Annotated in this window: 22 protein-coding genes and 1 pseudogene; 5 read left to right on the top strand and 18 right to left on the bottom strand. The window is 39.8% G+C overall.

Annotated elements, in window-relative coordinates; genetic code table 11:
- Nucleotides 1–74 precede the first annotated feature (74 nt).
- The 6 genes and pseudogenes from T375_RS13225 to T375_RS13720 all read right to left on the bottom strand — a co-directional run.
- Nucleotides 75–2891, bottom strand: a pseudogene (locus tag T375_RS13225) (starch-binding protein); the annotation flags it as partial.
- Between the two features lie 435 nt (nucleotides 2892–3326).
- Nucleotides 3327–4649, bottom strand: a complete 1323-nt coding sequence (locus T375_RS08005; RefSeq protein ID WP_033153416.1) for an aspartate kinase — start codon at nucleotides 4647–4649, stop codon at nucleotides 3327–3329.
- A gap of 83 nt (nucleotides 4650–4732) precedes the next feature.
- Nucleotides 4733–5533 carry an ABC transporter ATP-binding protein gene (locus T375_RS08000; protein WP_044937108.1) on the bottom strand — a complete coding sequence of 267 codons (801 nt, stop codon included), beginning with the start codon at nucleotides 5531–5533 and terminating at the stop codon, nucleotides 4733–4735.
- Nucleotides 5534–6478 (bottom strand): ABC transporter permease, encoded by a 945-nt coding sequence (locus T375_RS07995; protein WP_044937105.1) that lies wholly within the window; start codon nucleotides 6476–6478, stop codon nucleotides 5534–5536. It abuts the gene before it with no gap.
- Nucleotides 6478–7539, bottom strand: a complete 1062-nt coding sequence (locus tag T375_RS07990) for an ABC transporter substrate-binding protein (protein WP_044937103.1) — start codon at nucleotides 7537–7539, stop codon at nucleotides 6478–6480. Before T375_RS07990 ends, T375_RS07995 begins: the two co-directional genes overlap by 1 nt.
- A gap of 135 nt (nucleotides 7540–7674) precedes the next feature.
- On the bottom strand, nucleotides 7675–7812 hold the full coding sequence (locus T375_RS13720) for a hypothetical protein (RefSeq protein WP_167541216.1): 138 nt from the start codon (nucleotides 7810–7812) through the stop codon (nucleotides 7675–7677).
- Nucleotides 7813–8058: 246 nt separating this feature from the next.
- Between T375_RS13720 and T375_RS07985 the strand changes: the two genes are divergently transcribed.
- The 4 genes from T375_RS07985 (at nucleotide 8059) to T375_RS07970 (ending at nucleotide 11473) form a co-directional block, all read left to right on the top strand.
- Complete coding sequence (locus T375_RS07985; RefSeq protein WP_044937100.1) at nucleotides 8059–9936, top strand: OPT family oligopeptide transporter; 1878 nt, start codon at nucleotides 8059–8061, stop codon at nucleotides 9934–9936.
- Nucleotides 9926–10270, top strand: a complete 345-nt coding sequence (locus T375_RS07980) for a PqqD family protein (protein WP_044937096.1) — start codon at nucleotides 9926–9928, stop codon at nucleotides 10268–10270. The genes T375_RS07985 and T375_RS07980 overlap by 11 nt, the downstream gene beginning before the upstream one ends.
- A 198-nt stretch (nucleotides 10271–10468) precedes the next feature.
- Nucleotides 10469–10867, top strand: coding sequence for a Fur family transcriptional regulator (locus T375_RS07975; RefSeq protein WP_044937094.1), 399 nt, complete (start codon nucleotides 10469–10471; stop codon nucleotides 10865–10867).
- Between the two features lie 18 nt (nucleotides 10868–10885).
- Nucleotides 10886–11473 carry an NADH peroxidase gene (locus tag T375_RS07970; RefSeq protein ID WP_044937091.1) on the top strand — a complete coding sequence of 196 codons (588 nt, stop codon included), beginning with the start codon at nucleotides 10886–10888 and terminating at the stop codon, nucleotides 11471–11473.
- Nucleotides 11474–11633: 160 nt separating this feature from the next.
- Here the strand turns inward: T375_RS07970 and T375_RS07965 are convergent, their stop codons facing one another.
- Entirely contained in the window at nucleotides 11634–11996 is a 363-nt protein-coding gene (locus tag T375_RS07965; RefSeq protein WP_044937089.1) for a hypothetical protein, read from the bottom strand.
- A gap of 227 nt (nucleotides 11997–12223) precedes the next feature.
- Between T375_RS07965 and T375_RS07960 the strand changes: the two genes are divergently transcribed.
- Entirely contained in the window at nucleotides 12224–14044 is a 1821-nt protein-coding gene (locus tag T375_RS07960) for a methyl-accepting chemotaxis protein (RefSeq protein ID WP_044937085.1), read from the top strand.
- On the opposite strand, the gene T375_RS07955 is transcribed toward T375_RS07960, so the two are convergent.
- The 11 genes from T375_RS07955 to T375_RS07905 form a co-directional block, all read right to left on the bottom strand.
- Nucleotides 13992–15332 (bottom strand): MATE family efflux transporter, encoded by a 1341-nt coding sequence (locus T375_RS07955; protein WP_044937082.1) that lies wholly within the window; start codon nucleotides 15330–15332, stop codon nucleotides 13992–13994. The two genes, T375_RS07960 and T375_RS07955, sit on opposite strands and share 53 nt — an antisense overlap.
- Nucleotides 15310–15780 carry a J domain-containing protein gene (locus T375_RS07950; protein ID WP_044937079.1) on the bottom strand — a complete coding sequence of 157 codons (471 nt, stop codon included), beginning with the start codon at nucleotides 15778–15780 and terminating at the stop codon, nucleotides 15310–15312. Before T375_RS07950 ends, T375_RS07955 begins: the two co-directional genes overlap by 23 nt.
- Before the next feature lie 4 nt (nucleotides 15781–15784).
- Complete coding sequence (locus T375_RS07945) at nucleotides 15785–16990, bottom strand: bifunctional folylpolyglutamate synthase/dihydrofolate synthase (protein WP_044937076.1); 1206 nt, start codon at nucleotides 16988–16990, stop codon at nucleotides 15785–15787.
- 5 nt (nucleotides 16991–16995) lie between these two features.
- Nucleotides 16996–17832 (bottom strand): DegV family protein, encoded by an 837-nt coding sequence (locus tag T375_RS07940; RefSeq protein WP_044937073.1) that lies wholly within the window; start codon nucleotides 17830–17832, stop codon nucleotides 16996–16998.
- 99 nt (nucleotides 17833–17931) lie between these two features.
- Nucleotides 17932–19137, bottom strand: coding sequence for a transglutaminase domain-containing protein (locus T375_RS07935; protein ID WP_044937069.1), 1206 nt, complete (start codon nucleotides 19135–19137; stop codon nucleotides 17932–17934).
- A gap of 138 nt (nucleotides 19138–19275) precedes the next feature.
- Nucleotides 19276–19479, bottom strand: a complete 204-nt coding sequence (locus T375_RS07930; protein WP_028235478.1) for a cold-shock protein — start codon at nucleotides 19477–19479, stop codon at nucleotides 19276–19278.
- A gap of 171 nt (nucleotides 19480–19650) precedes the next feature.
- Nucleotides 19651–21153, bottom strand: a complete 1503-nt coding sequence (gene clpX, locus T375_RS07925) for an ATP-dependent Clp protease ATP-binding subunit ClpX (RefSeq protein WP_044937064.1) — start codon at nucleotides 21151–21153, stop codon at nucleotides 19651–19653.
- A 9-nt stretch (nucleotides 21154–21162) separates the two neighbouring features.
- On the bottom strand, nucleotides 21163–22134 hold the full coding sequence (locus tag T375_RS07920; protein WP_049960352.1) for an alpha/beta hydrolase: 972 nt from the start codon (nucleotides 22132–22134) through the stop codon (nucleotides 21163–21165).
- Nucleotide 22135: 1 nt separating this feature from the next.
- A complete protein-coding gene (locus T375_RS07915) occupies nucleotides 22136–22876 on the bottom strand; it encodes a glycerophosphodiester phosphodiesterase (RefSeq protein WP_044937061.1) in 741 nt (246 codons plus the stop codon).
- Between the two features lie 34 nt (nucleotides 22877–22910).
- Nucleotides 22911–24242 (bottom strand): MFS transporter, encoded by a 1332-nt coding sequence (locus T375_RS07910; RefSeq protein WP_044937058.1) that lies wholly within the window; start codon nucleotides 24240–24242, stop codon nucleotides 22911–22913.
- 45 nt (nucleotides 24243–24287) lie between these two features.
- Complete coding sequence (locus T375_RS07905; RefSeq protein ID WP_044937055.1) at nucleotides 24288–25577, bottom strand: SseB family protein; 1290 nt, start codon at nucleotides 25575–25577, stop codon at nucleotides 24288–24290.
- Between the last annotated feature and the right edge of the window lie 9 nt (nucleotides 25578–25586).

The raw sequence follows: 25586 nt of genomic DNA, 5'->3' as shown, positions 1-25586 counted from the left end.
TCTTCCTCTTCTACATCTTCATCTTCAGACAACTCTTCGCTCTCCCCGCGCATATTCCAGTATTCCTCTGGAATATCCACATAGTGCCAACCTTTTCCGATATGAGTCATCTTGGTTCCTGGCCACTCTCCTAAAGGTAAGCCAGCACTAGTTTCATCAGCCTGTTTCAGCCATGCATACATATATACATCGCTATCCCAATCTGCGCTAAGCTGATAGTACACACGAACCATGCCATCAGCTACTTCTGTCTCTTCCTCTACATCTTTATATGTAACATCATCATCGTCATTATCTTCTTCTGTGGTCTTTCCAACTAGCTCCATAACCTCATCTTTAGAAGAAAATGCATCAGTGCTTCTAGATACAAAGTAAAGCTTTGTCTTGTCTGTCATTACATTGTCAGCTAGCTGTGTTCCATTTCCATTATTGAAGATTAAGTGTAAATCAGTATTCTCAATAGCTTCTGTTAATACATTTGCTGCGTACCAATTATCTCCAATAAATGTCATCTGGGTACCTGGCCACGTTCCAATGCAATTGTTGTAATTTCCGCCCCAAGCATATACGTATACATTATCCCACTGATTTTCATCGTAGAAATATACTAGGGTGTATCCGTCCTTTTCTTCAACCTCTTCTGCCTCTCGCTCTGATGCTGCCTTTGCAGCCGCCTCAGCCTCTTTCTTAGAGCTGTAAGCATTGCTGCCCCAGAAGTAAACATTTTTAATACTTGTAACCTTTAAATCACCAGTCTGACCACCATTTCCCATGTCATTGAAAATGATATTGAAGTCATCACCTGGTGCAGCGTTGATGGTCATCTTCCACCAATCATCGCCATCATAGGTTGCCTCTTTGCCTGGCCAATCCCCAAGGCTTACAGCACCCCATGTATAAACTCCAACTGTCTCCCAGCCTTTTGTGTTGTAGAAGTAAACAGTGGTCTTATCCGGATAAATTCCAGTAGCATCCATAGCTTCATCCTTTGAGCTATAAAGACCTACTGTAAGATTTCCATTACTGCTACCACCATCCAAAGCGATATATGTCTTTGTCTTATCGGAAATCTTTATATCTACAGTCTGTGCGCCAGAGCCGTTATTAAATATGATAGAGAAATCATCGTCGCTCATAAGCTTGACATCAGCTCTCCACCAATAGTCTCCCTCATTTTTAGCTGTAGCTCCTGGCCATCCTCCAAAAATCTGTGCACCACCATCAAGCCATGCGTATGCCTTTACAGTTGACCATTCCTCAGTGTTATAGAAATACACTGATGTGGTTACAACTCCAATTGCCTTTTCTGCCTCAGCCTTTGTCATGTAGCAAGTGCTGTTTTCTCCGGTTAGATACTTTCCAGAAGTACTTGTAATTGAAAACTTATCTGATTTGCTTGTTCCATCTGTAAATACTACTTCGAATTCTTCTGATGGAATGGTAACTTTCCACCAACCATCACCAGTGCTATCACAATCATAAGTATTACCATCAACAATGGCGCTAACAGTAGACCACTGTTTTGAGTTAAAGAAGAACAGCGTGGAATACTCCCCATCAGTTGCTTCATCAAGAACAACAACTGACTTAGCTGCTATTTTTCCAGAAATAACTCCATCCTGCACTGTAAAGATGCTATCTTCACCTTCCACAGAATTAATGTATGTGCCATCTGCAAGATTTGTCTCTGACTCTAAATCAAATGATTCATCAGATCCATTGATTATAACTGCTCCCTTTGTACCTCTCTCAACCATGAGAACAGAATTATTTCCATTTGGATTTCTAAGGTATTCATCCTCACCTGTCATGGCAGTTCTAAACTTATTAACTGCAACAACCTGAGGATCTTTATATAAATCTGAACCTGCTGCACCTAACACATTATCTCCCCAAGGATTTTCAGCAGAGCTGTTATTTGGTCTACTGAAAAACAGTGGTGTTCCAGCTTCTCTTGAAGCAATTATAGCCCAACCAAGGATTACCTCTGTGTCATCAACTGTGTTATAAGATTTGTCATTTATGTAGTTGTCGTGCGATTCAACCCAGGTAACAAGCTTGTCTGAATCGGCTGTATAGGTTGTTCCTGTAGTAGTATCATTACTTATTCCATAGCTTTCAAGCTTGCTTGCAGAAAGCGAACCTGATGAAACAGCGCTTCTGATTTTAGCACCGTAGTTGCTTGCTGTAGTTCCACCAAGCATATCCTGATATGCTGCAAGTCTGTCTGTATCGCCCTGAAGAACTTCGCCATATACAAACAAATCATCATAATCTACATTATCTAATTTATCTATATATGATTTCATATTTGGATAGAAATCATTTCTATCTTCCTGACCTGCATAAGCTGCTGGAACTCCATCATCTGGAAGTGCAATATGCTTTGCAGTATCAATTCTGAATCCATCAGCACCGCAATCAATACAATCTGCTAAGAACTGATAGAAATATGCCTGGAAAGCATCACTTTCTGTATCTACATCTGGCAAGCCACCCATTGGATCATAGACAACTGACACTCTATCACTGTAATCAATATTTCTTGATACATCTGAGCCATTGATGTGATAAAGATTAGTCACATCGTCATAGCTTGCATCTACAGCATCAAGGAAATCCTGGCTGATTTCTGAGAATAATGGTGTAGTATGATTTGGATCAATATCTACAATAACAGCGATTCCATATTCATCTGCTGTTTTGCACATAGCCTTAAACTCGTCTCTTGTGCCAAGCTGATAGTTTCCAATAACCCAGTCAGTTGGCTGATAATGGTAATACCATTTACCCGTATCACTATACAAAGTAAGACCTGGCTCTGTAGACAGGCAATCGTTAATAGGCGATGTCTGAACAGCTGTATATCCTGCAGCTGCAATATCTGCCATATTCTCCTTGATAGTATTAAAATTCCAACAAAATGCGTGAAGAATAGCTCCGTCGTGAACCGACTCTCTGCTGACCTTTGATGCGGCCTGAACTGTGTTTAGGCCATTTTCTGATAGCATTGCTAGATTTGCACCAGGTAATCCTAGTAACATAGCAAAAGCAATGCAGACTGTGACAATTCGTTTTGTCACCTTCCCCATTCTTTTCATGAATAGAACCTCCCTTTCCATTACATGCTTTGAATCCTTAGTCGGCCTAATAACTAAAGCTTCAAAATTGAAACATTATTAAGTTGTTGCGCAATTGGTTGCGCGTCTTGATTATTGGGGATTTTTTCCATCCCCAATAACAAGAATATAAGACAATTTAATTGTTTAGTCAATAATGAAAATAGAGTTTTTTGATATTAATAAGAATTTGTAAAATATGTCAGATTATAGCTTGGTAGTTACAAAAATATCATAGATAGCTTTTACTGCTGCTTCAAAATCAGCATTTTCTACACCAATTATGATATTAAGCTCTGAAGAACCCTGATCAATCATGCGAACATTTACATGAGCATGGCTAAGTGCAGCAAAGATTCTACCAGCAGTACCACGAGTGTTTTTCATACCACGACCTACAACTGCAATAAGTGCAAGGTCTGATTCAATTTCGATAGAATCTGGTGAGCAATTTCTGTGAATAGCTGAAACTACAGCCTGTTCCTTGTTAATGAACTCATCCTCATGAACAACAACAGTCATAGTATCAATACCTGATGGCATGTGCTCGATACAAATTCCATTGTCCTCAAATGCCTGAAGTGCCTTTCTACAGAAACCTACCTCAGAGTTCATAAGAGACTTTGTAATAAGGACTGTACAGAAGCCCTTCTTACCAGCAATACCTGTAATAACGTATTCATTGCGCTGTCCTGTACTTTCAACAATCCATGTACCTTCATCATCTGGCTTGTTAGTATTCTTGATGTTGATTGGAATACCTGCTGAACGAACAGGGAAAATTGCATCTTCGTGAAGAACTGAAGCGCCCATATATGAAAGCTCGCGAAGCTCTCTGTATGTGATTGTCTGCATAGCAACAGGATTCTTTACGATACGTGGATCACAAATCAAAAAGCCTGATACATCTGTCCAGTTCTCGTATACATCTACCTTGGCTGCGCCAGCTACGATTGAACCTGTAACATCGGAACCACCACGTGAGAATGTCTTTACCTTGCCATCCTTGCCACATCCATAGAATCCTGGAATAACAGCATGTGGATGCTCCTCAAGTGCCTTTGACATTGTCTTTTCTGTTTTATATGCGTTGAGCTGTCCTTCTTCGTTAAAGAAAATCACATCCTTTGCATCGATGAAATCATAGCCCAAATACTCTGCCATAATCTTACCGTTAAGGAACTCTCCACGGCTTGCTAAATAATCTAATGAAAGGTCTTCTTTAATATCGGCGGCAATCTTCTTAAAATCTTCATCAAGAGAAAAGCCTTTTAAATCAAGACCTGTAATAATCTCATCATATCTAGCCTTTATAGCTGCAAGATTCTCAGTAACATCCTTGCCTGCCTTTGCTGCCTCATATGTGGCAATAAGCATGTCAGTAACCTTTGTGTCCTTGCTGTTTCTCTTGCCTGGTGCAGATGGAACTACGAATACTCTGTTTTCGTCTGCACGGATGATGTCCCCAACTTTCTTAAACTGACCTGCATCAGCTAGTGAACTTCCGCCAAATTTAACTACCTTTTTCATTATTATTTCCTCTTCCTAAATTTTATATAGCTTATATAATACTAGAACACTTTAGTGATTTAAAGTGGTAACTTGCATAAAAGTTATGAAAGTAAAACCCTATCATTGTCTAATTCTTCCCCAGCGCCGGTTTTAAACTTCTCTAACAAATCTGCAACCGTAAGCTTGGCTCTCTCTTCTCCTTCTGTATCAAACACAATGTGACCAGCATTCATCATAAGTGTACGATTGCCAACTTCCAATGCCTGATGCATATTGTGTGTAACCATAAGGCAAGTAATGCCCTGCTCTTTAACAATTGATTTTGTAAGGTCCAAAACCTTTTCTGCTGTGGCTGGGTCAAGAGCCGCTGTATGCTCATCTAAAAGTAAAAGCTTTGGAGTAACAAATGTAGCCATTAAAAGTGTAAGAGCTTGTCTTTGTCCACCTGAAAGCAAACCAACCGGCTGTTTCATTCTATCCTCTAGTCCCATTCCAAGCAAGGATAATTGTTCTCTAAATCGAGATTTATCCTTTGCACTGATTCGTGAAAAGAGTTTTCCAGAAGAATGAGATGCGCGAAGATATGCTAAAGCCATATTTTCTTCTATGGTCATATTAGGGGCTGTGCCTTTTAATGGGTCCTGGAAAAGATGTCCAATGACTCTGCTTCGCATATATTCTTTTTTGAAGGTGATATCCTCATCATCCAAATAGATATTGCCTTCATCAACAATGAACGTACCTGCAATTGCATTAAACATTGTAGATTTTCCAGCTCCATTTGAACCCACGATTGTTGCAAAATCTCCATTCTTTAGCTCTAAAGAAAGATTTGTTAGCGCAGCTTTTTCATTAACTGTGCCCGGGTTGAAGGTTTTAGAAATATTATCGATTTTCAGCATTTACTTTACCTCCCCCTTTGCATTTCCTCTATAGTTGGCAAATTCTCTCTTTTTAAGAGCAACCTTTTTCTTTACATAAGGAGCCGCAATTGCAATAGCAACGATAAGTGCCGATACAAGCTTTAAAGCCTCTGCTGGTACAGAAAGTCTAAGAGCTATTGCAACTATAAAACGATAAAGCACCGATCCAAGAATTGTTCCTAAAATCCTGCGCAGCATGCTTCCCTTATTTCCAATCAAGGTTTGACCAATGATTAAGGAAGCAAGGGCTATCGTAACCATTCCTGTTCCTATATTAATATCCGCTGACTTTTGATACTGGGCAATCAATGCCCCAGAAAGTCCTGTAAGTGAGTTTGCTAAGCAAAGTCCTACTGTAATGGTGAATGTAGGATTGATAGATGATGATCTGACCATATCTGCATTGTCACCTGTAGCACGAATAGACATACCTAAAGTGGTGCCAAGAAACCACCATAAAATAGAAGATATCACCGCCACAATAAGAGCTACCAAAATAACCTTGTACCAATCTCCAAGGAATGTGCTGCCGAGAGTATCCTTTCCTATAGAAAATAAAGTGTCACATCCAAAGAGGTTTGCTATAGAAGAAAATCCCATAACAGCAATGTTTATTGTATATAACCCGGTATTAACAATGATACCTGCAAGAATAGATTCTACACCAAGCTTTGTCTGCAAAAAGGCTGTGACAAATCCAGCCATTGCACCTGCCACCATGGCAGCAATTAGCGCAAGAAATGGATGGCCAGCTAAAGTAACCATAGCACCAACGGCGCAACCTAATGTAAAACATCCATCTGTTGTTAAATCTGCAATATTAAGTATTGTAAAAGAAATAAAAAGTGCCAAAGCAACTAGGGCGTATATACACCCTAGCTCTAAAGCACTTTGAAAAATCGACACTGTAAAAATACTAGACATTAATCAAATTCCTCCGCTGTCTGCACTTCAACTAATCCATCGCACATATCGCGAAGCTTATCATAATCTAGATTGAGAGCTGCTGCTGTTTCAGTGTTAACAGTAGCTGTTCCATTATCAAGAGTCTTAACAGGAAGTGTTGCTGGGTCTTTGCCTTCTACAAGGATTTCTGCAACCATGTTTGCAGTCTCCTTGCCAAGTGTCGCATAGTTTACACCATAGCCAAGGTAAGCACCATTAAGAGCGAATGAATCAGCACCACAGTAATGTGGGATTCCAGCTTCAATAAACTTCTCATAGATTCCAAGCTCTGCTGTCATGATAGTGTTGTCAGTTGGAGTGAATACTGCTTCTACCCCTTCTGCAACAAGTGCATCTGCAGCAAGCATAACCTCATCATTTGTGTTTCCTGTCTTTTCAACATATTCAATACCAGCAGCCTCAAGGTACTTCTTTGCATCCTTGATTGGTCCTGCTGATGAATCCTGCCCCTTGTCGTAAAGTAAGCCTACTTTATCTAAGTCTCTATTCTGCTCAAGCATTAAATCGAGAACTGCCTCTGTATTTAACGCATCTGATGTTCCTGTAACATTTGAACCAGGTGCATCATTGCTCTCTACAAGGCCTGCTGCCTCTGGATCTGATACAGCTGCAAATACAACAGGAATCTGATTGTCCTCTGTTGCTGCCTGGCAAATCATTGCTGTAGGTGTTGCAATTGGAACAAGCACATCCACTTCATCATTAATAAGCTCAGTAACAATCTGGTTGATTGTTGTTGAATCCGCATTGCCATTATAATAGTAATCTTCGTACTCAAATGTGCATCCGTTTTCCTTTGCAAGTAAATCAAGCTGTGACTCAATATTGGCTACAATCTGATTTAAAGAAGCATCGTCTACATACTGAACAATACCAACCTTATAAACCTGCCCCTCAGCTGATGTTGTAGCCTCTTCAGTAGTTGTTGACTCGTTATTATCTGAAGATGCGCCACAACCAACTAACATTGCAGTTGCCATAGCCATACTTAAAACCATCGATAAGACTTTCTTTTTCATATATCTCTTCTCCTTTACCCAAAACTTATCATGTGATTCATTCTATCATATTACTTTAGTAAGTTAAAGTGTAAAATTAAATCAACAATATAAAAAGGACCGATGGATAATTCCATCGGTCCAAGCATTTCGGATTTATTTTGTAGTAACGCTGACAACCTTTAATGTGTTACGTGCAACGAATACTGTTTTAACTCCTTTTTGAAGTAAGTCCTCTGCTCTTCTGTACAAATCTTCAGGACTTGTGCAAGTAATAATTTCACCAATAGCCATTTTTTCATGCCTCCCCATCTATAAATTTATCGTCTATACAGCGAACTTCTATATAATAGTCTCACAACTCAGTTTTGTCTATAGGCATTTTGTGAACAATTAGTGAACTTTTTAGCCTAAAACGTTTAAGTTTCAAGGTTTACCGGTTGCACTTTAGTGCTTTAATACTTTAATACATCAATTTGCATCCACTTTAAAGTGAATATATAATGTAAAAACTGTTGTTATTAAAGGAGACAAAATATTATGAATCAGGAATTTAAACCTTACGTTCCTGCTGACAAGGTAACTCCAGAGATGACTCTTACATCTATTATTATGGGTCTTCTTCTTGCTGTAATCTTCGGTGCAGCGAACGCTTACTTGGGACTTAGAGTTGGTATGACAGTTTCAGCTTCTATCCCAGCAGCTGTTATTTCTATGGCAGTTATCCGTGTTATCTTAAAGAAGGATTCAATCCTTGAAAGTAACATGGTTCAGACTATTGGTTCAGCCGGTGAGTCACTTGCTGCAGGTGCAATCTTTACAATGCCTGCACTTTTCCTTTGGGCAAAGGAAGGCGTTATGGAAACACCTTCACTTGTTACAATTACTGTAATCGCTTTATTTGGTGGTTTACTTGGAGTATTCTTCATGGTTCCACTTCGTAGCGCACTTATCGTTCAGGAGCACGGTGTTCTCCCTTATCCAGAAGGAACTGCTTGTGCAGAAGTTCTTCTTGCAGGTGAAGAGGGCGGCTCATCAGCTAAATCAGTTTTCATCGGTATGGGAATTGGTGCTGTTGTAAAGCTCCTTGTAGATGGTTTCTATGCTATCCAGGGTGTAGTTACACTCAAGCTTGACGCTTTAAAGACAGAGCTTTCTGCAGAAGTTTATCCAGCACTTGTTTCAGTTGGTTATATCTGCGGTGCTCGTATTTCAGCTTACATGTTCGCCGGTGGTGTAATCGGATGGTTCGTTCTTATCCCAGCTATCGTTACATTTGGTGGCGACATCGTTATGTATCCAGCTAGCGTTTCTGTTGCAGAGCTTTATGCTACAGGCGGTGCTTCAGCTATCTGGGCAAGCTACATTAAGTATATTGGTGCAGGTGCCGTTGCTTCTGCTGGTATTATCAGCCTTATCAAGACACTTCCACTTATCGTTAAGACATTTATGGATTCAATCAAGAGCATTAAGAATGCTGGTGCTACAACAAACGAAAGAACAGCTCTTGATATGGATATCAGATTTGTACTTGGTGCTATCGTAGTACTTATCATTGCTATCTGGCTTGTACCTGCTGTACCAGTTTCATTACTTGGTGCTATCATTATCGTAGTATTCGGTTTCTTCTTCAGTGCCGTTTCTTCACGTATGGTTGGTCTTGTAGGTAGCTCAAACAACCCTGTTTCAGGTATGACAATTGCTACTATCCTTATTGCTACAATCTGCTTAAAGGTTGCTGGTGATACAGGTGCTCACGGTATGCAGGGTGCTATCGCAATCGGTTCTATCATTTGTATCGCAGCTTGTATGGCCGGTGATACATCACAGGATCTTAAGACAGGTTACATCCTTGGTGCTACACCTAAGAAGCAGCAGTACGGTGAAATCATGGGTACTATCGCAGCTGCTCTTGCAATCGGTGGTGTTATGATTCTTCTTAACTCTGCTTACGGTTTTGGTACAGACGCTCTTGCAGCTCCACAGGCTACAATGATGAAGATGATTATCGAAGGTGTTATGAATGGAAACCTTCCATGGGCACTTATCTTTATCGGTGCATTTATCTCAATCGCTGTTGAGATTCTTGGTATCGGTGCACTTCCAGTTGCTATCGGTCTTTACCTTCCACTTGAGCTTTCAGCTACAATCATGCTCGGTGGTCTTGTAAGACTTTTCACAGACAAGAAGCGCGCAGCAAAGAACGAAAACGGAAAGGGTATCCTCTTCTGCTCAGGTCTTATTGCTGGTGAAGGTATCGTCGGTGTATTACTTGCAATATTCGCTGTAACAGGCCTTCTTGATAAAATGAACCTTTCATCTGTTATTCCATCAGGAAACGTTCAGGCCTTCATCCTTTTAGCTCTTGTAGTTGCTGCAGTTTGGTATGCTGCTAAGGGAAAGAAAAATGAAAAATAATAAATCAGACAACTTTTTAGATTATGTATTCGAAATTAAAAATGGACTTACCTGGACTACAGATGAATCTGGTGAAGTTATAGTTGACATGGAAAACACAGGCATTACGAATCGTATTGCTCAAAAGTTTTTCCATAAGCCAGCTATCTCCCACATACATCTTGAAGGAATGGGTAGCTACATATTCACTTGTATTGATGGCAAGAAATCCGTATACGAAATTGGACAGCTTGTCAAAGAAAAGTACGGTGAAGAAGCTGAGCCACTTTATGAGCGACTTAGCGTATACATGAACAATCTAAAAAATGTAGGATATATTACACTTAAAGCATAAAGAAATCCCGAATCCAAATGGATTCGGGATTATTTTTTTATTCTATTGAGAGCTCAAGGAATTTTTAGACTAACTAAAATTAGTTTTGTAAATTAGTAATTATTACTATTTTGATATTGACTTTTCACATCTACATGATATTATATAGATAATCATTATTGATTTTGCCAATGTAGTTTTAAAAGGCAGGTGCATTTTATGAATTATAGTAGACAAAGAGAATCCATAAAAGAATATTTAATGTCTACCAAGGAGCACCCTACAGCAGATGTGATTTATCAGCATGTTAGGGAGGAAAATCCAAAAATCAGTCTTGGTACGGTTTATAGGAATCTCACTCTTCTAGTAGATTTGGGAGAGGTACGAAAGATTTCAACTGGCGATGGAACCGACCACTTCGACGCTGATACTTCAGCTCACAGCCACTACTTCTGTAGATGCTGTCACAGACTGATGGATGTGGATGTTACTCCTAGTGTAGATCAAATTCTTGCAGCATCTAGCGCCGGAATTGGCACAGTCGAGCAGGCCTCACTTTTATTTACAGGCATTTGCAAGGACTGTGTAATTAATAATGAAACAAATAACAATGGTTAATGTGAAAGGAGTCTAATTATGGCAAAGTATGTTTGTTCTGTATGCGGTTATGTTTATGAAGGCGAGAATCCACCAGAGGAGTGCCCTATCTGCCATGCAAAGAGCGATAAGTTTAAGAAGGTTGAAGGAGAGCTTACACTCGCTGCTGAGCACGAATTTGGCGTATATGCGTCTACAGTAAAAAATAATCCTGAGATTTCTGATGAAGATAAGAAATATATTTTCGAGCAGCTCAAGTCTAACTTCGAGGGCGAGTGCTCAGAGGTTGGTATGTACCTTTGCATGGCTCGTGTAGCTCATAGAGAAGGTTATCCTGAAATTGGTTTATATTGGGAAAAAGCTGCTTTTGAAGAAGCTGAGCATGCAGCTAAGTTTGCAGAATTGCTTGGTTCTGACTTAGAAATTAATATGACAGATTCTACAAAGAAGAATCTTGCTTGGCGTGTAGATTGTGAATACGGCGCTACATCTGGTAAGTTCGATCTTGCAAAATGTGCAAAGAAGAACAACCTTGATGCAATCCATGACACAGTACACGAGATGGCTCGCGACGAAGCTCGCCACGGTAAGGCACTCGAAGGCTTACTCAAGCGCTACTTCGGATAATATCGGCTAGCCGATAGAATACAAAAAACAGCCTGTTACAGCAACAAGCCTACTGATTTCTCCGCTCGATGGAATATCTCGCTTGAGAAATAGTAGAGCTTGTTGCCTACAGGCTGTTTTAATTTATGCTGTGAATAGCTTGCATCATCCGTTCTTACGGTTATGAATAAAGACGACGTACGTTGCTCTCAACAATATTTTCAGCTTTGATTGTAAAATCTCCGTTAAGGAAAGATTCAAGCTGTCCCTTAGTGTTGATTGTCTTGCCATTTACTAAGATGATGAATGGCTTCTGGCCATCAGCGTTAAGAGTCATTCTGTAATCAACTCTGTCCAAGGCGTACTCAATGCTCATTTCGTATGAATCGAAATAGCATCTAGCATTTCCTAATGTATGATCTGATGTAATCCAGTACTCCTCAACCAAATTAATCTCTGGCTCAAGCTGAGTCATCTTTATAAATTTTTCGTTACTTTCTTCACGTAACAATTTGTACTCTTTATTAAGTGTTGTAAGTTCCATATTTCACCTCACAATAAAACCTAGTTAAAATATATCATCACCTAAACTTAGAGAACTTTATCATGATTATTGTTATATGTCAACAATTTTTTCACATATTTTTTGTGAATATAACCTATTTTCTAAAAAAGGTTATAAAATGCAACAAAAATGCCGAAAAACATAGTAAAATGGAGCTACTCACTAGATTATTGTATACATAATTATGAGAAGGAGATTAATGTATTATGGAAAAAAAGTCTAGGGCTGGATTCAGCCTAAATGCACTATTGCTCACAATGGTGCTTCCCCTTATTGTTGCTTTATTAATCAGTAATCTTGTAAGCGGATACCGCCAGTCAGAAATCATGCTTCAAGACGAAAAGGTCTATTTTGACACCTTATATTCAATAAGCAACCTTCTTACAAATGCGGATCGTGATTTTTACCAGGCACAGTTAGCAGGAACTCAATACAATGCTTATGAACGCTACGTAGATAACGCTACTGCGCAGCGCTACCTTGATGAGGTAGAGGAAAACAATGCGGAAGTTTTAGAGCGTGTAAACGAGGCTGTAGAGCTTGCCAAGACAAATGACTATCTGTGGAATCAGGTAACATCTGAAAACGGCAACACAATGTCTACTCTCTACGATGATTTCAACACTAACTATGCTCTATGGGAAAAGGACTATGACTTTGTTACAGGCCAGGGCGATTTCATTACTTGGATTAATCACTTTTCAGCAGCCCGCAATGCTCTATCTGAAATGAGCGATATTGTAGAGCTTTGGGCTGAGCAGGAAAGAGAATATAACCATACAAATGCTACTATCGCAATCCTTATAACACTTGCTGTATTTGTCGTGATTTCACTCATACTTTTACTCTTCTCAATTTTCATAATCATGACTATCAATAAAAACCTTAAGAACATTAGAGCTTCTGTTGATATAATCTCTGGCGGTGATTTTGTCACAAAGATACGTCCAAACTCATTTATTCGTGATTTCAACGCCATCGGCAACTCACTTGAGTCAATGCGCCACGATTTGAGAAATGCTCTTGTAAGAGTTATTAACCACGCTCAGGATGTTAATTCAAAAGCAGAAATTGCAAAAGACAACCTTTCCGCTTCTCAGCAGACAACAAACAACATCAATTCTGCTGTTTATGATATTGCAGAAAGTGCTACCGCTATGGCACAGGATGTTAGCAATGCTTCTGCTATCACAATAGAAATCGGTGAAGCTGTTGATAAGGTTCTTGAATCAGCAAATAACAACCTTGAAAACGGCCAGATGGTATATGACAAGTCTTCTAAATTAAAAGAGATGCTTGAGCAGATAAAGATTCAGGATCAAAATACAGATACAGTTGCTAGCGAGGTTTCAGATTCTGTTGGTGAGACCGCAAACGTTGTATCCCAGATTTCTGCTGCTGCAGAGGGTATCATCAACATTTCAAGCCAGACAAACCTTCTAGCCCTTAATGCTTCTATCGAAGCAGCACGTGCAGGAGAAGCCGGCCGTGGATTTGCAGTTGTTGCAGATAACATCAAGAACCTGGCAGAGGAAACAAATACACTTGCAGGTGAAATTACAGGCATGTTATCAACAATTACACACTATTCTGAGAACAATAAACAGCTTGCTGAAGAAATAAAAGCAGCAACCACTACTGAGGCCGCTGCTCTTGAAGAAATGAGCGTATCATTTGATGAAATGCTTAACCTGCTTCAGGAAACCGAAGCTGGCAATAATCAGATTGTTGAGCTTGTAAAGAATGTGGATGACGGTAAGAATAATATTCTTCAGTCTGTAGATTCTCTATCTTCTATTTCACAGGAGAATGCAGCATCTACCGAAGAAACCAGTGCATCACTATCACAGCTTGATGAATCAATGACAGCTGTTGTAGAACAAGCAAATGAGCTCCAGGCAATTGCTGAAGCTCTTACTGAAAACGTACGATTCTTCCAGGTGGAATTACCATCAGAAGAAATCAAAGTTACAACTATTCAGAGAAATGATCGACCTGTTTCCAAAGGCGAGGGAGCGGCAGTGTAAGCAAGGTTGCCTTGATTACATTGTCAGCAATCATACAAGTCCAAACATAAACCAGTCCCTGGTTGAAGAAATGAATTCCGAGGTATGTGGCAAGTATTCTTACAAGCCACATACCACCGAATTCTATTACAAATGGATACTTGGTTTTGCCAAGTCCATAATAAATACCTTCTGAGATTACATACATTCCGTAGAAAGGTTCGCTGAATGCGACCATCTTGAGAACTGTAGTGCCCAGCGCAATAACGCTGGCATCTGTAGTGAAAAATCCCATCAATGTTTCTGCAAAAATGAATAGCAAAACACCGCTGAGCGTCATAACTGCAAGGGTACAAACTATACTGCTGACGCACACAGCATGATACTTTTCATGATTCTGCTCGCCATAGGCAATTCCAACCATAGTATTCGCTGCGGATTTGAAGCCATATCCACCTATATAGAACAGTTCCTCTGCACCAACTGCAATACTGTGTGCCGCAAAGATGATTGTACCCATGTGTGATACTAATCCTGCAAAAACAACATAGCCTGATGTCGATGCAACGTTTATTAGCAGAATTGGAAGAGATAGCTTCCACATCTTCTGAGTAGTCTCTTTGTCTTCCTCGAAAAGATTTCCCTTAAATGACAACAACGGATTCTTGAAGAACACGATTAATGTGAGGATTCCACCTAAGGCTGCTGATATACAGGTAGCATAGGCAGCTCCATCTACTCCAAGTCCTAGCATGTATATGAATATATAATCCAACACAAGGTTAACAGCATTAATAGAAATGCTGATAACCATTGGTGTCTTTGTATCTTTTGTGGCTCTGATTGCAGATGCCAAAATGTACTGTACCGACTTTAAAATTACTGGTACTGATATCCAGAAAAAGTATCTTGTAGCAGCAGGCCTAATTGCCTCTTCTGCCCCCATCCAAGTGGCAACAAATGGAGATAGCGCAAGGCAGATAACCTCTAACACAGCACCTACTCCCAGAGCAAATACTAAGCTTCGCTTAGCCACAAGCTTTATCTTATGCTCTTCGCCTGCTCCAATCGCTTGCGCAATAAGTGTCATTGCAGCAACACCAAAAGCATATGGCATACTGCCTACTAACCATGTGATTGTGGTAGAGGTAGACACAGCTGCTGTAGCATTGGCACCGAGACGGCCTACCATGGCAGTATCAACATATTGCATAAGTACAGATAGAATCTGCTCTAGCATAGTTGGTAAAGCTACCACCACTACCGACCAAAATATACTTTCTTTTTTATTCTTTATTACTTCCTTCATCTTTTCCTAAACCATTAGCCCATACCATGGACTGTATTGCTCGTGCAACACGGATAGCATCTATAGCATCCATTGCACGTTTATAATCTTCATCCTGTTTTTTTACCTTTGCAGAGAATTCCTTCTGCTTTTGCTCGAATTCCTCTGCCTTTCGCTGCTTTTGCCTAGCTGCTTTCTTTTGGAATGCTGCATAATCTGCATTGCTAGCTGTTGAGCGTTTGCTTGTCTTACCAAGGACTTTGCTGTGAACAAGAGCCTTGCCATCATTATCCGCCTGAAGGTACTTGTACGCCTCTACGATTTTGTTGTAGGCAGTGGTATCTGCACTTCCAGTGGCATCAGGATGGAATCTCTTAACCAAATCCTTATATGCATTTTTTATCTGAGCCTCTGTAGCGTTTGGCGCCAATCCAAGCTGCTGTAACGCCTCTTGTCTAGTTCGAAACATATTCTCATCCTTTCATGCCAAGCACTTCACCTATAAAATACAACGAACCAAATGCAACAACCTTTTCATCCTGCGACAGGGCCTGATTTAAGGCATCCTGATAGGAATCACAGGATTTTGCATCTATACCAAGCTCTCCTATTGCATCAGCCAATTCCTTGGCCTGTAAAGCCCTATCTGACTCAACCGTAACTGTATAAATCCTTTGGGCAATAGGAGCCATGATTTTTGCCATAGACAAATAATCCTTGTCTGCCATTACTGCCATTATAAATGATATTTTTTCCTTTGGAAATTCTGTACGCAAGCTTTCATATAAAGCCTGCACTCCAGATGGGTTATGAGCCCCGTCCACCATTATAAAAGGATGTTCAGATATGATTTGCATCCTTCCAGGCCAAACTGCTTTTGCAAGTCCTGAATCAATGTTCTGATTATTAATAGCCAAGCCCAGGCTTTTTACAGTCTCTATTGCCACCGCAGCGTTTTTTCTCTGATAATTTCCAAATAATCCTATCTTTTTATCCTTCGAAACTTCACCTGCCATAGTGTACTGGCAGCCCAGTTCTTTACACTTATTAATTATAACCTCACTGGCTTCATCAGGCATCTCACCGATAACAACAGGCACACCTGTTTTAATGATACCGGCCTTCTCTCCAGCAATTTCTCCAAGTGTATTTCCTAGGTACTGAGTATGTTCCAAACCGATAGAAGTGATTGCACAAACCTCTGGCTTTACACTCAATCCATTGGTTGAATCTTTTGCTCCACCAAGTCCCGTTTCAAGCACCACATATTTAACATTTTGCTCTTTAAAATAAAGCATTGCCATGGCTAACCAGTAGTCGAACATAGTTGATTCTAGATTCAACTCCAGTGATAACAGGCGTTCACCCAGTCTTGTAACATCTTCTCTAGAAATCTGCTTTCCATCAATCTGAATACGCTCTGTGTACTCAATAAGATGAGGTGATGTGAAAAGACCTACCTTAAAATGATCCTTAGATGCAAAAGAAGCAGCCTGTAAGATACTACTCACAAAAGCTGCTACTGAACCTTTACCGTTGGTTCCAGCAATGTGAATGATATGTAAATCCTTTTCAGGATAGTCCAGAGCTTTCATTAGCTCCTTTGTTACATCTCTTCCACATGCTTTGCCAAATCGGCGTTTATTATCAATTGTAAAAACTATTTCTTCGTATGTCATTGCAATTAAATGACCATTATCAAGCCTCCGTCATTGGCATACATGCTGCTGACGCCGCGTGTATCAACAATGAAGATTTCCTTGAACTTAGCCATAGACTCCATTTTTTCCTTTAATGATAAAGCACGCTCTAAACAGTTGCAATGAGATATTGCAAGAATCTTCTCCTCGCAGTTTTCTGTAACGTCTACAAGACACTGGCCCATTTTATCCAAGGCCTTTACCATGCCTCTGGCCTGACCAAGCTGCTGAATGCTGCCCTCGTCAGTAGAACCCATAACAGGCTTGATATTTAATGTGCCGGCAATAGCTGCCTTAAGATTAGAAAGACGACCTGCCTTTCTCAGTGTTTCAAGTGTCTCAAGAACGAAGAATGTGTGCTGTCCAGCAATATATTCTTCAACTGTTTTTACTACCTCTTCAAAGGACATTCCTTTGTTTTCACACTCGGCGATTTTAAGACCGATAAGTGTTTCACCAATGGATGCTGACTTTGAATCAAATACGTATATCTGCTTTGACTCATCATCTTCTTCGTATAAATCCTTTGCTAAGCATGCACTATTATATGAACCAGATAATTGTGCTGAAAGTGTAACAATGTAGATTCGCTCTGCGTCGCACTCCATCTCTACCATATAGGCATTTGGTGAAGGGCAGGCTGATTTAGGAGATGTGCTGCATTCTGCAACTGCTTTAAGAAATGATGCCTGATCAAAACTCTCGTCATCTATGATTTGCTGATCTCCTACCTCCAGAGTGAGAGGGACGTTAACAAAATGTCCATCTTCCTGCATTTCTTTTGTTAACTCTCCACAACTATCAATAATAACTCTATACATGGTATACAATTCCTCCGTGGTACTTATTATAGCACCCCTATTGTTCCACGTAAATAGTTTTTATTAATTCAACATGTAGTTTTTAAAACCACATGTGTATTATCTCCATTTTATAGTTATTACATTTGAGTTTTCGTCCAATAAATAATAAACGGACTGCAGCTCTTGTATATAGTCGGAAATGTGTTTTTCATCAAAGAAATAAGTCAATACTCTAGTGTATAAATCAGAATTGCTAAACTTTAATGATATCTCTTCATCTCCAGCATTATATGACTCTGCCAATCGTGCACCGATAGCATCAACCCCAAACCAGTCGTAATAAAGACCTTTTTTCACGAAATAATTATCAGCATTAGATAAGCATTCTGGCACTTCAAATGATGATGTTATAACGTGATTTTGGCTGATTTCCTCAGTTGTCATGGCAAGATAAGCATAGTTTATCCTTTTTGATGTGTCATTGTTGTCATCAAGGTATTTGCTATTTCCCCATGTAACGTCCATATAGTAGTAGGCATCGTCCAAATAAACCAAATTCCATGCATGGCTTTCATTGTTGGCTGTTCCTGTAACTATAGTACTCTTGATGCCAAGCTGATCCAGCAGATACCAAGCTGCATCTGCATATCCCTGACAAACAGTAGACTGATAAATAAATACGCTTAAGATATTCTGATTTTCCTGACTATTTGCGTCATAATCTACCTTTTCTATTAAGGTTTCAAAAACATACAGCGCCTTGTCAAAATCGCTAGCTTCTGGATTAATTCCATACAGCCAATCAGCCACAACAGAATCTATCTTCACCTGGTAAACATCCCTCTGCTCCTGATTCATGGTGTACTTAGGCTCAAATTCCAGTCCTAAGATATTGCTACCAGATGCATAGGTGTTGTACTGATAGCCACTTATCCAAAACAGATTACCGTAGTCTGCCATCACTCCCTCATATGCCTTGGCTAGCACGTCTTTATCCTTTGTGGAAAGAGTGACCTTGTCCTTGTAATTTATGATGCAATCATATATCTGATCGTAGGTTTCTTGCTCCTCTTCTGACATAGTCTGATATACATATCTGTCATAGGATACAGACTCCACAATGACTGGCTCTCCAATCATTGCTTCCATGGATTCCCCATGATACCAATCAACTAAATCTGAAACACTTCTAACGCTAGCCAGCCCCTCTAAATCAAAGTCCTCTTTGGTAAAGCTGAGAAATAAACAAACTGCAATAAACAGACCTGTCATTATCAACAACGCAGCTATTAAATTAACAATAGTGTGTATAAACCTTTTCAAACTTTCTCCTTAAAAAAACAAGGCAGCGTAATTTCTTACACTGCCTCTCCCCTTAATCTTTTTTGTATTGCCTTAAAGCTTGTTTTTCATAACATAACCAAAGGTATCCGAAAAATAGATTAATGATTAAAAAATTGATTAACGTACAACTGTTACGTTAACAGCCTGTGGTCCCTTTGCCCCATCAGTTACTTCATACTCAACTGTAGCACCTTCTTCGAGAGTCTTGAAGCCCTCTGAGTTGATGCCGCTGAAGTGAACGAATACATCGTTTCCAGCTTCGTCTGAGATAAATCCGTAGCCCTTTGAATTGTTGAACCACTTAACTGTACCTTTGCTCATGCTAAAGTACCTCCAATATATTACTTGCCGAGCTTTGCTCGACTAAACTTAGTTTAACAGAACACTTATTCAAAGTAAAGAAAATGTCCGAATATTTTGAACAAATTTTTATTTTCGTTACTTAATGCCTGTTAACACCAAATAATACCGGAGTTACATAACAGTAAGTTCTTAATTAGCAGCTGCTTTTTCAGGTATCATTCCTGTTGTCCTAACCAGGATTCTAGGACCACCTTTTTTCTCGATGTAATCCTCAGTGATGATTACCTGGCCAATATTATCGTCCTTTGGAATCTCATACATGATATCCAGCATGAATTCCTCTATGATAGAGCGAAGACCTCTCGCTCCAAGCTTTTTATCAAGAGCCTTTCTTGCAATGGCATGGAGAGCCTCATCTTCGAAGTCAAGCTTAACCTCATCAAGCTCAAGAAGCTTCTGGTACTGCTTGATAATTGCATTCTTTGGCTCCTTAAGGATACGAACAAGCATATCCTCATCCAGCATCTCTGTAGCAAATACGATTGGAAGACGTCCGATAAATTCTGGAATCATACCGAACTCTCTTAAATCCTCCACTGTAACCTTCTGAAGGATATTTTTGTCGTCGTCATATTTGTCCTTAAGATCTGCCATGAATCCCATAGATGAATGCTTATTAAGACGAGCCTTGATAATTTCATCCATAGCTGGGAAAGCGCCACCGCAAATAAATAGAATGTTGCGTGTGTTGATTGTAGTGGTAGGCACCATAGCATTCTTGCTTGAAGCTCCGATAGGTACTTCAACATCTGCACCTTCAAGAAGCTTGAGCATTCCCTGCTGTACAGACTCACCACTTACATCACGCTGATTTGTGTTTTTCTTTTTTGCAAGCTTATCAATCTCATCGATGAAAATGATTCCCTGCTGACAACGCTCAACATCGTTTCCGGCTGCTGCAAGAAGCTTGCTAACTACTGATTCGATATCATCGCCAATATAGCCTGCTTCTGTAAGAGATGTGGCATCTGTGATAGCAAGAGGCACATCCAAAAGTCGTGCTAATGTACGAACAAGATATGTCTTTCCTGAACCTGTAGGTCCAAGCATAAGCATATTGGACTTCTCGATTTCGATATCGTCCATTGTGCCTGTAGCAACACGCTTGTAATGGTTATAAACAGCAACAGACATAACCTTTTTAGCATAATCCTGTCCAACCACATACTCATCAAGCATAGCCTTGATTTTGTGAGGTGGAATGATATTGTTTATGTCGATTGCTGGTGCAGGTCTATCTTCTGCCTTTTGGCTTGTTGCGCCGTGGGCATTCTTAACCTTTGGTCCTTCACCGAAGAGACTGCCAAGATTCAAAAAGCTGATATTAGGAATCTTGTTCATATCAACATTGCTCTTTGAATTGTCTCCTCCGCCGAAACCAAATCCACCCATAGAATCGAATGTGTGCTGCATACAATCGCGACATACGCTCATTCCAGGTGCCATTTTGATTAATGGGCCTGCAATATTGTCAGGTCTGTGGCAGATATAGCAAAACTCTGTTGGCTTATCCTCGTGGTCTGCCTTATCCTTATTTATTTCCTGACCTGTAACTTCCTCTATAACCTCGTCTGAGATATCTGTAGTAGATTTCTCATCTGGGTCAAATTCTCTAAAATCTTTATCTGACATTGCTAACTCCTATTCTAAACCCTGCATAAAACTAAATACTTCGTTGTAATACTCAAGGATAATGTCATCTGTAGCATTAAATATTTCATGCTTGCTACCTTCGAATCTTTTAAGCTGACAGTTCTGTGCTCGCTTTGCAAATTCGTTTTGAGCCTCTGGCATTACCAAGGTATCCATCGCTGCTTGCATTATTATAACAGGAATTTTTACTAGGCTTGCGTTTTTTAGAATTTTTTTAGAAACATTAAATGCTTCTCTAGACCATCCAAAGGTGCATCCGTTTGTACGATAATGCTTCTCTCTTTCTCTCTCCTCGTATTGGAATGTATATCTCGCCTTTGATAAAGCTGAACATCTAGGATATTTGAAAGTGTGATCATAATCATGATACCCCGGCAAATATCTCTTTTTTAAGAATGGTATATACGATAGCAGAGCTAACATCTTAACAATTACCTTGCTGGTATCACCAGTAGAAAGCTCTATCATAGGTGAGGAAAGAATAGCTCTTTTAAACACATCTGGGTATTGCTCTAAGTACAATGCTCCAATTCCACCACCCATGGAATGGGCAAATAGAATCAAACGCTCCGTAACACTTTCCGGCCTAACTATCTTTTCAATGAATTCATTAAAATCTGAAATGTAATCCTGAAAACTATTTACGTGGATTTTGTAGTAACCTTCCACTTCTCTATCAGAAAGACCATGTCCTCTGTGGTCCAAAATGAACACAGAATACCCCATCTGATAGAAGTAATACAACATTTCCGAATACTTGGTTGTGAATTCGCAGTAGCCATGTGAAATAACGATGGATGCCTTTTCATCTGGGCGCACCATCATTGCATAGTGCAGTTGCATACCATCTTTATTCTCAAAATACCCTTCTTTTGTTTTATCCTTTAGAAAAGGAAGGACTTTGCCCTTCATAGTGTTGGCAAAATCCTGTTCCTTAATAAATATATCTTCAAATTTCATTTTAGTCCCAATTGTAGCTGTTTACTATTTCTAATGCCTTATCTGGATAGTTTGTGATGATTCCATCCAATCCCATTTCGCATGCCATGTGCATATACTGCTTAGAATTTACAGTCCATGTGTTGATTTTCAATCCAAGCTCATGACATCTCTGTACATAATTAGGATACTGTACATTATAAAGAGCAGGGTGCAATGCTTCCACACCATGTTCTTTACCGTACTCTGGCATATTAAGTGTACCATCCATATAGAGGAATCCTGTCCTTGCAGTAGGATCAAGCTCCTTTATTTTCATAACACTATAGTGATTGAAGGATGAATAGATTACTCTGTCTTCCATGCCAAATTCCTTGGTCATAGCCAGGATATCTGCCTCTATTCCCTCATAAAAAACAATTCCGGTTTTAAGCTCAATATTGATTATTAGATTAGTTGGCTTAATAAGCTCGAACACCTCTCTCATGGTAGGAATCGGTGCTTCCTTACACTCTGGATGAGTTGCATTGTAATTGAATTTTCTAAGCTCCTCCAAAGTAAAATCCTTAACATCTCCCTTACCATTAGATGTTCTGTCTATTTTTTCATCATGAATGACAACAAGCTGGCCATCCTTTGTCTTGTGTATATCAAGCTCTATTCCATCTGCCCCCATTCTAATTGCCTCTTTAAAGGCAGGAATAGTGTTCTCAGGGAAATAGCCACTGGCTCCCCTGTGAGCAAATACTAATGGTTTATTCATTGGTTTATTACCTCTTTTCCTTGCTTTTGTAACATCAATCCATATCTTCAAAAGCTTCCAAGCCGCGTTTAGCCTCCACATTTCCATCTCCATGTTTTACAAACATCATTGTAATAAATGCCATTATCGCAAATACGGTAGCATATGGGAAAAGTGTGATATATCCCACATGTAAGAGCAGCCATCCTGCAACAATTGGAGTGACGATTTGGGCTGCCATTGAGAATGTGTAGTAGTATCCTGTGAATTTTCCGATATCCGAACCCTTACACATTTCTACAACCATTGGAAGTGAATTTACATTGATAAACGCCCAACCTATACCTACACATGCAAAAAGAACATAAAGCAGTGGCGAAAAGCTTGGGTGAATCAGTGTAAAAATAAAGCCTGCAAAAAAGCTGCCTCCTAGGATTACGATTCCAAGAAGAATTGTTTTCTTTCTGCCTATTTTAGATGCCACAATACCTGATGGTATAAAGAAAACAATAGCACCTGCTGTAGCTACAAGAAGACATAAGGAAGCATCTCCAAGAGCCATATCCCACATCCTGACGGCATATGTTGTAAACCATGTCTCCATGCCATTGTATGCGATGAACCACAAAGCTACAGAAATAAGTAAGAATACTAATGAACGCTTTACTTCTTTTGGAAGCACTTCATTTCCAGATTCATCCTCTATAGTGAACACTTCCTCTGGATGAAGAAGCTCATAGTTTTCTACCTGTTTGTTAAGTGCCACCTCATCTACAGTAATCATTACAATGCAAAGAGACACAAGCATGATTCCTGCTACTACTGCAAAAACCAACATGTAATTTACGTGCTCCAAATTCTTTATCTTTGAAGCAGGATATAGCACTGCTGCAACCCCAAGATAAATGATTCCTCCTATGGCTCCCATCAGATTAATGATGGCATTGGCCCTTGAACGGAATGGCTTGATAGTACAATCTGCCATAAGAGCAACGGCTGGGCTGCGATATGTGCCCATTGCCACAAGAAGTGCACCAAGTATTCCAATAAATAGAATCTCTTTTTCGATTGTTGGATTAGCAAAGTAGCTGTTATCAACAATTGGAAGCAGCATCATAAGAATAACTGCTGCAATAGTTCCAAAAAGAATGAATGGCTTACGCTTGCCCATCTTGCTTTTGCACTTATCTGATATAGCACCAAACATTGGTAGTAAGAAAAGTGCCAGCACATTATCCATAGCCATAATCACCCCTGATATGGTCTCATTAAGATGAAATGTGCCTGTAAGCACAAGTGGAATCAGTGCGTTGTACATCTGCCAAAATGCGCAAATCGAAAGAAATGCAAACCCCATTTGCACTGTCTTCTTAACATCTAATTTCATTATTTAATTCCCCCCTATAATACGCTGATTACGATAACAAGCCTACTATTTCTCCGCTCTATATATCAGCATCTGCTCCTCGTGCTGTGAAACTACATCATCGATAGCCTTTATGCGCCCCTTTATTGCATATTCAATCTGCTTGATCTCCTGTGCAAGCGGATTGAGTTCTTTGTAGATTGCTTCCATATGCTGCTTCATATTTTCTGTTTCGTACCCCTCTGGAAACTCCAATACTACTAGATGGCGAACAACCTTTGTATCCTCTTCAACCTTTGTAAGGAAGCTGATAGATTTAATATCATCGTGATTCTGTCCATATTCCTCAAGCTTGCTACGAATAGCAACAACCTCTTCTGTCTCCTTTGGAACACCAAGAAGGATTCTCTTTCCTGCTGGAATCTTCTGCTCCTGAACAGAGCCTGCTCCATTTTCCTTGATTCCGAAATCGTTTTTGTAGCCCGGTGTGTTTGTGATAGTGTCCAAATAAGGAATTGGAAGTGTACATGGAACTTCGTTAAATGGATTAACAGCAATTCCTGAATAAACATTTCCACGCTTAAGCATTCCGTATACATCCTGGAATGAAAGAATTTGAGTATGTACTCTCTGTCCATCCTTTGCAAGATTCTTCCATCTGCGAAGTGATGCCCAGTCTGTAAAAAGTGGAAGTACTAAGCTATCTTTATCCTCTGGTGTGCCAGTAAGCTTAATCTGAGACTTAAGCATGTAGAATCCGATTTTTGTATCCTTGCTGATTTTTGCAACACCATTTTCATTGAGCTCAGGCTCAATATCCATTTTGATTGGTGTAATGAAATGACCATGACTAAGCCAGTAAGCAAGTGTTGCATGGAAGCCATTATCCTTGCCAAACTTAACCATACCATTAATAATTCCTGCTAATGCTGGATTTTCGATAGAAACCCTTGGGTCCACCTTTTCCTGTGGCTTAAGATTTGTGATGACAGCATACTTACGAACTGCCACCTCGTCTGGAAGATTGAGCTGTAGAGAAACTGATGTGTTCTCTGCCTCATCTACGATTGAAGTCTTTTCTTCAACAAGAGCTTCAACAGCCTGAATTTCGCATTCTGCAACCTGTGCATTGGCCTGGTATAAATATACCTGGTCGCCCTTGTGGAGCTGGCCGTAAAGCTGTCCTGAAATAATGCTTCCATTTCCATCAAGCATTGATGTGACACCCTCAACCAATACGAAGAATCTATTGCTAGTATCTACCTTGTCAGTCACGTCAGTATCTTCGATATTGAGGTTTTCAGCTGCCTTTGTGTTAACCTCTTGTTCTTTTTTCTTTTTGTCAAATAAACCCATAACAAATTC

The organism is Pseudobutyrivibrio sp. LB2011, assembly GCF_000701765.1.
Classification (GTDB): domain Bacteria; phylum Bacillota; class Clostridia; order Lachnospirales; family Lachnospiraceae; genus Pseudobutyrivibrio; species Pseudobutyrivibrio ruminis.
This window is presented reverse-complemented; position numbering and strand designations above follow the sequence as displayed.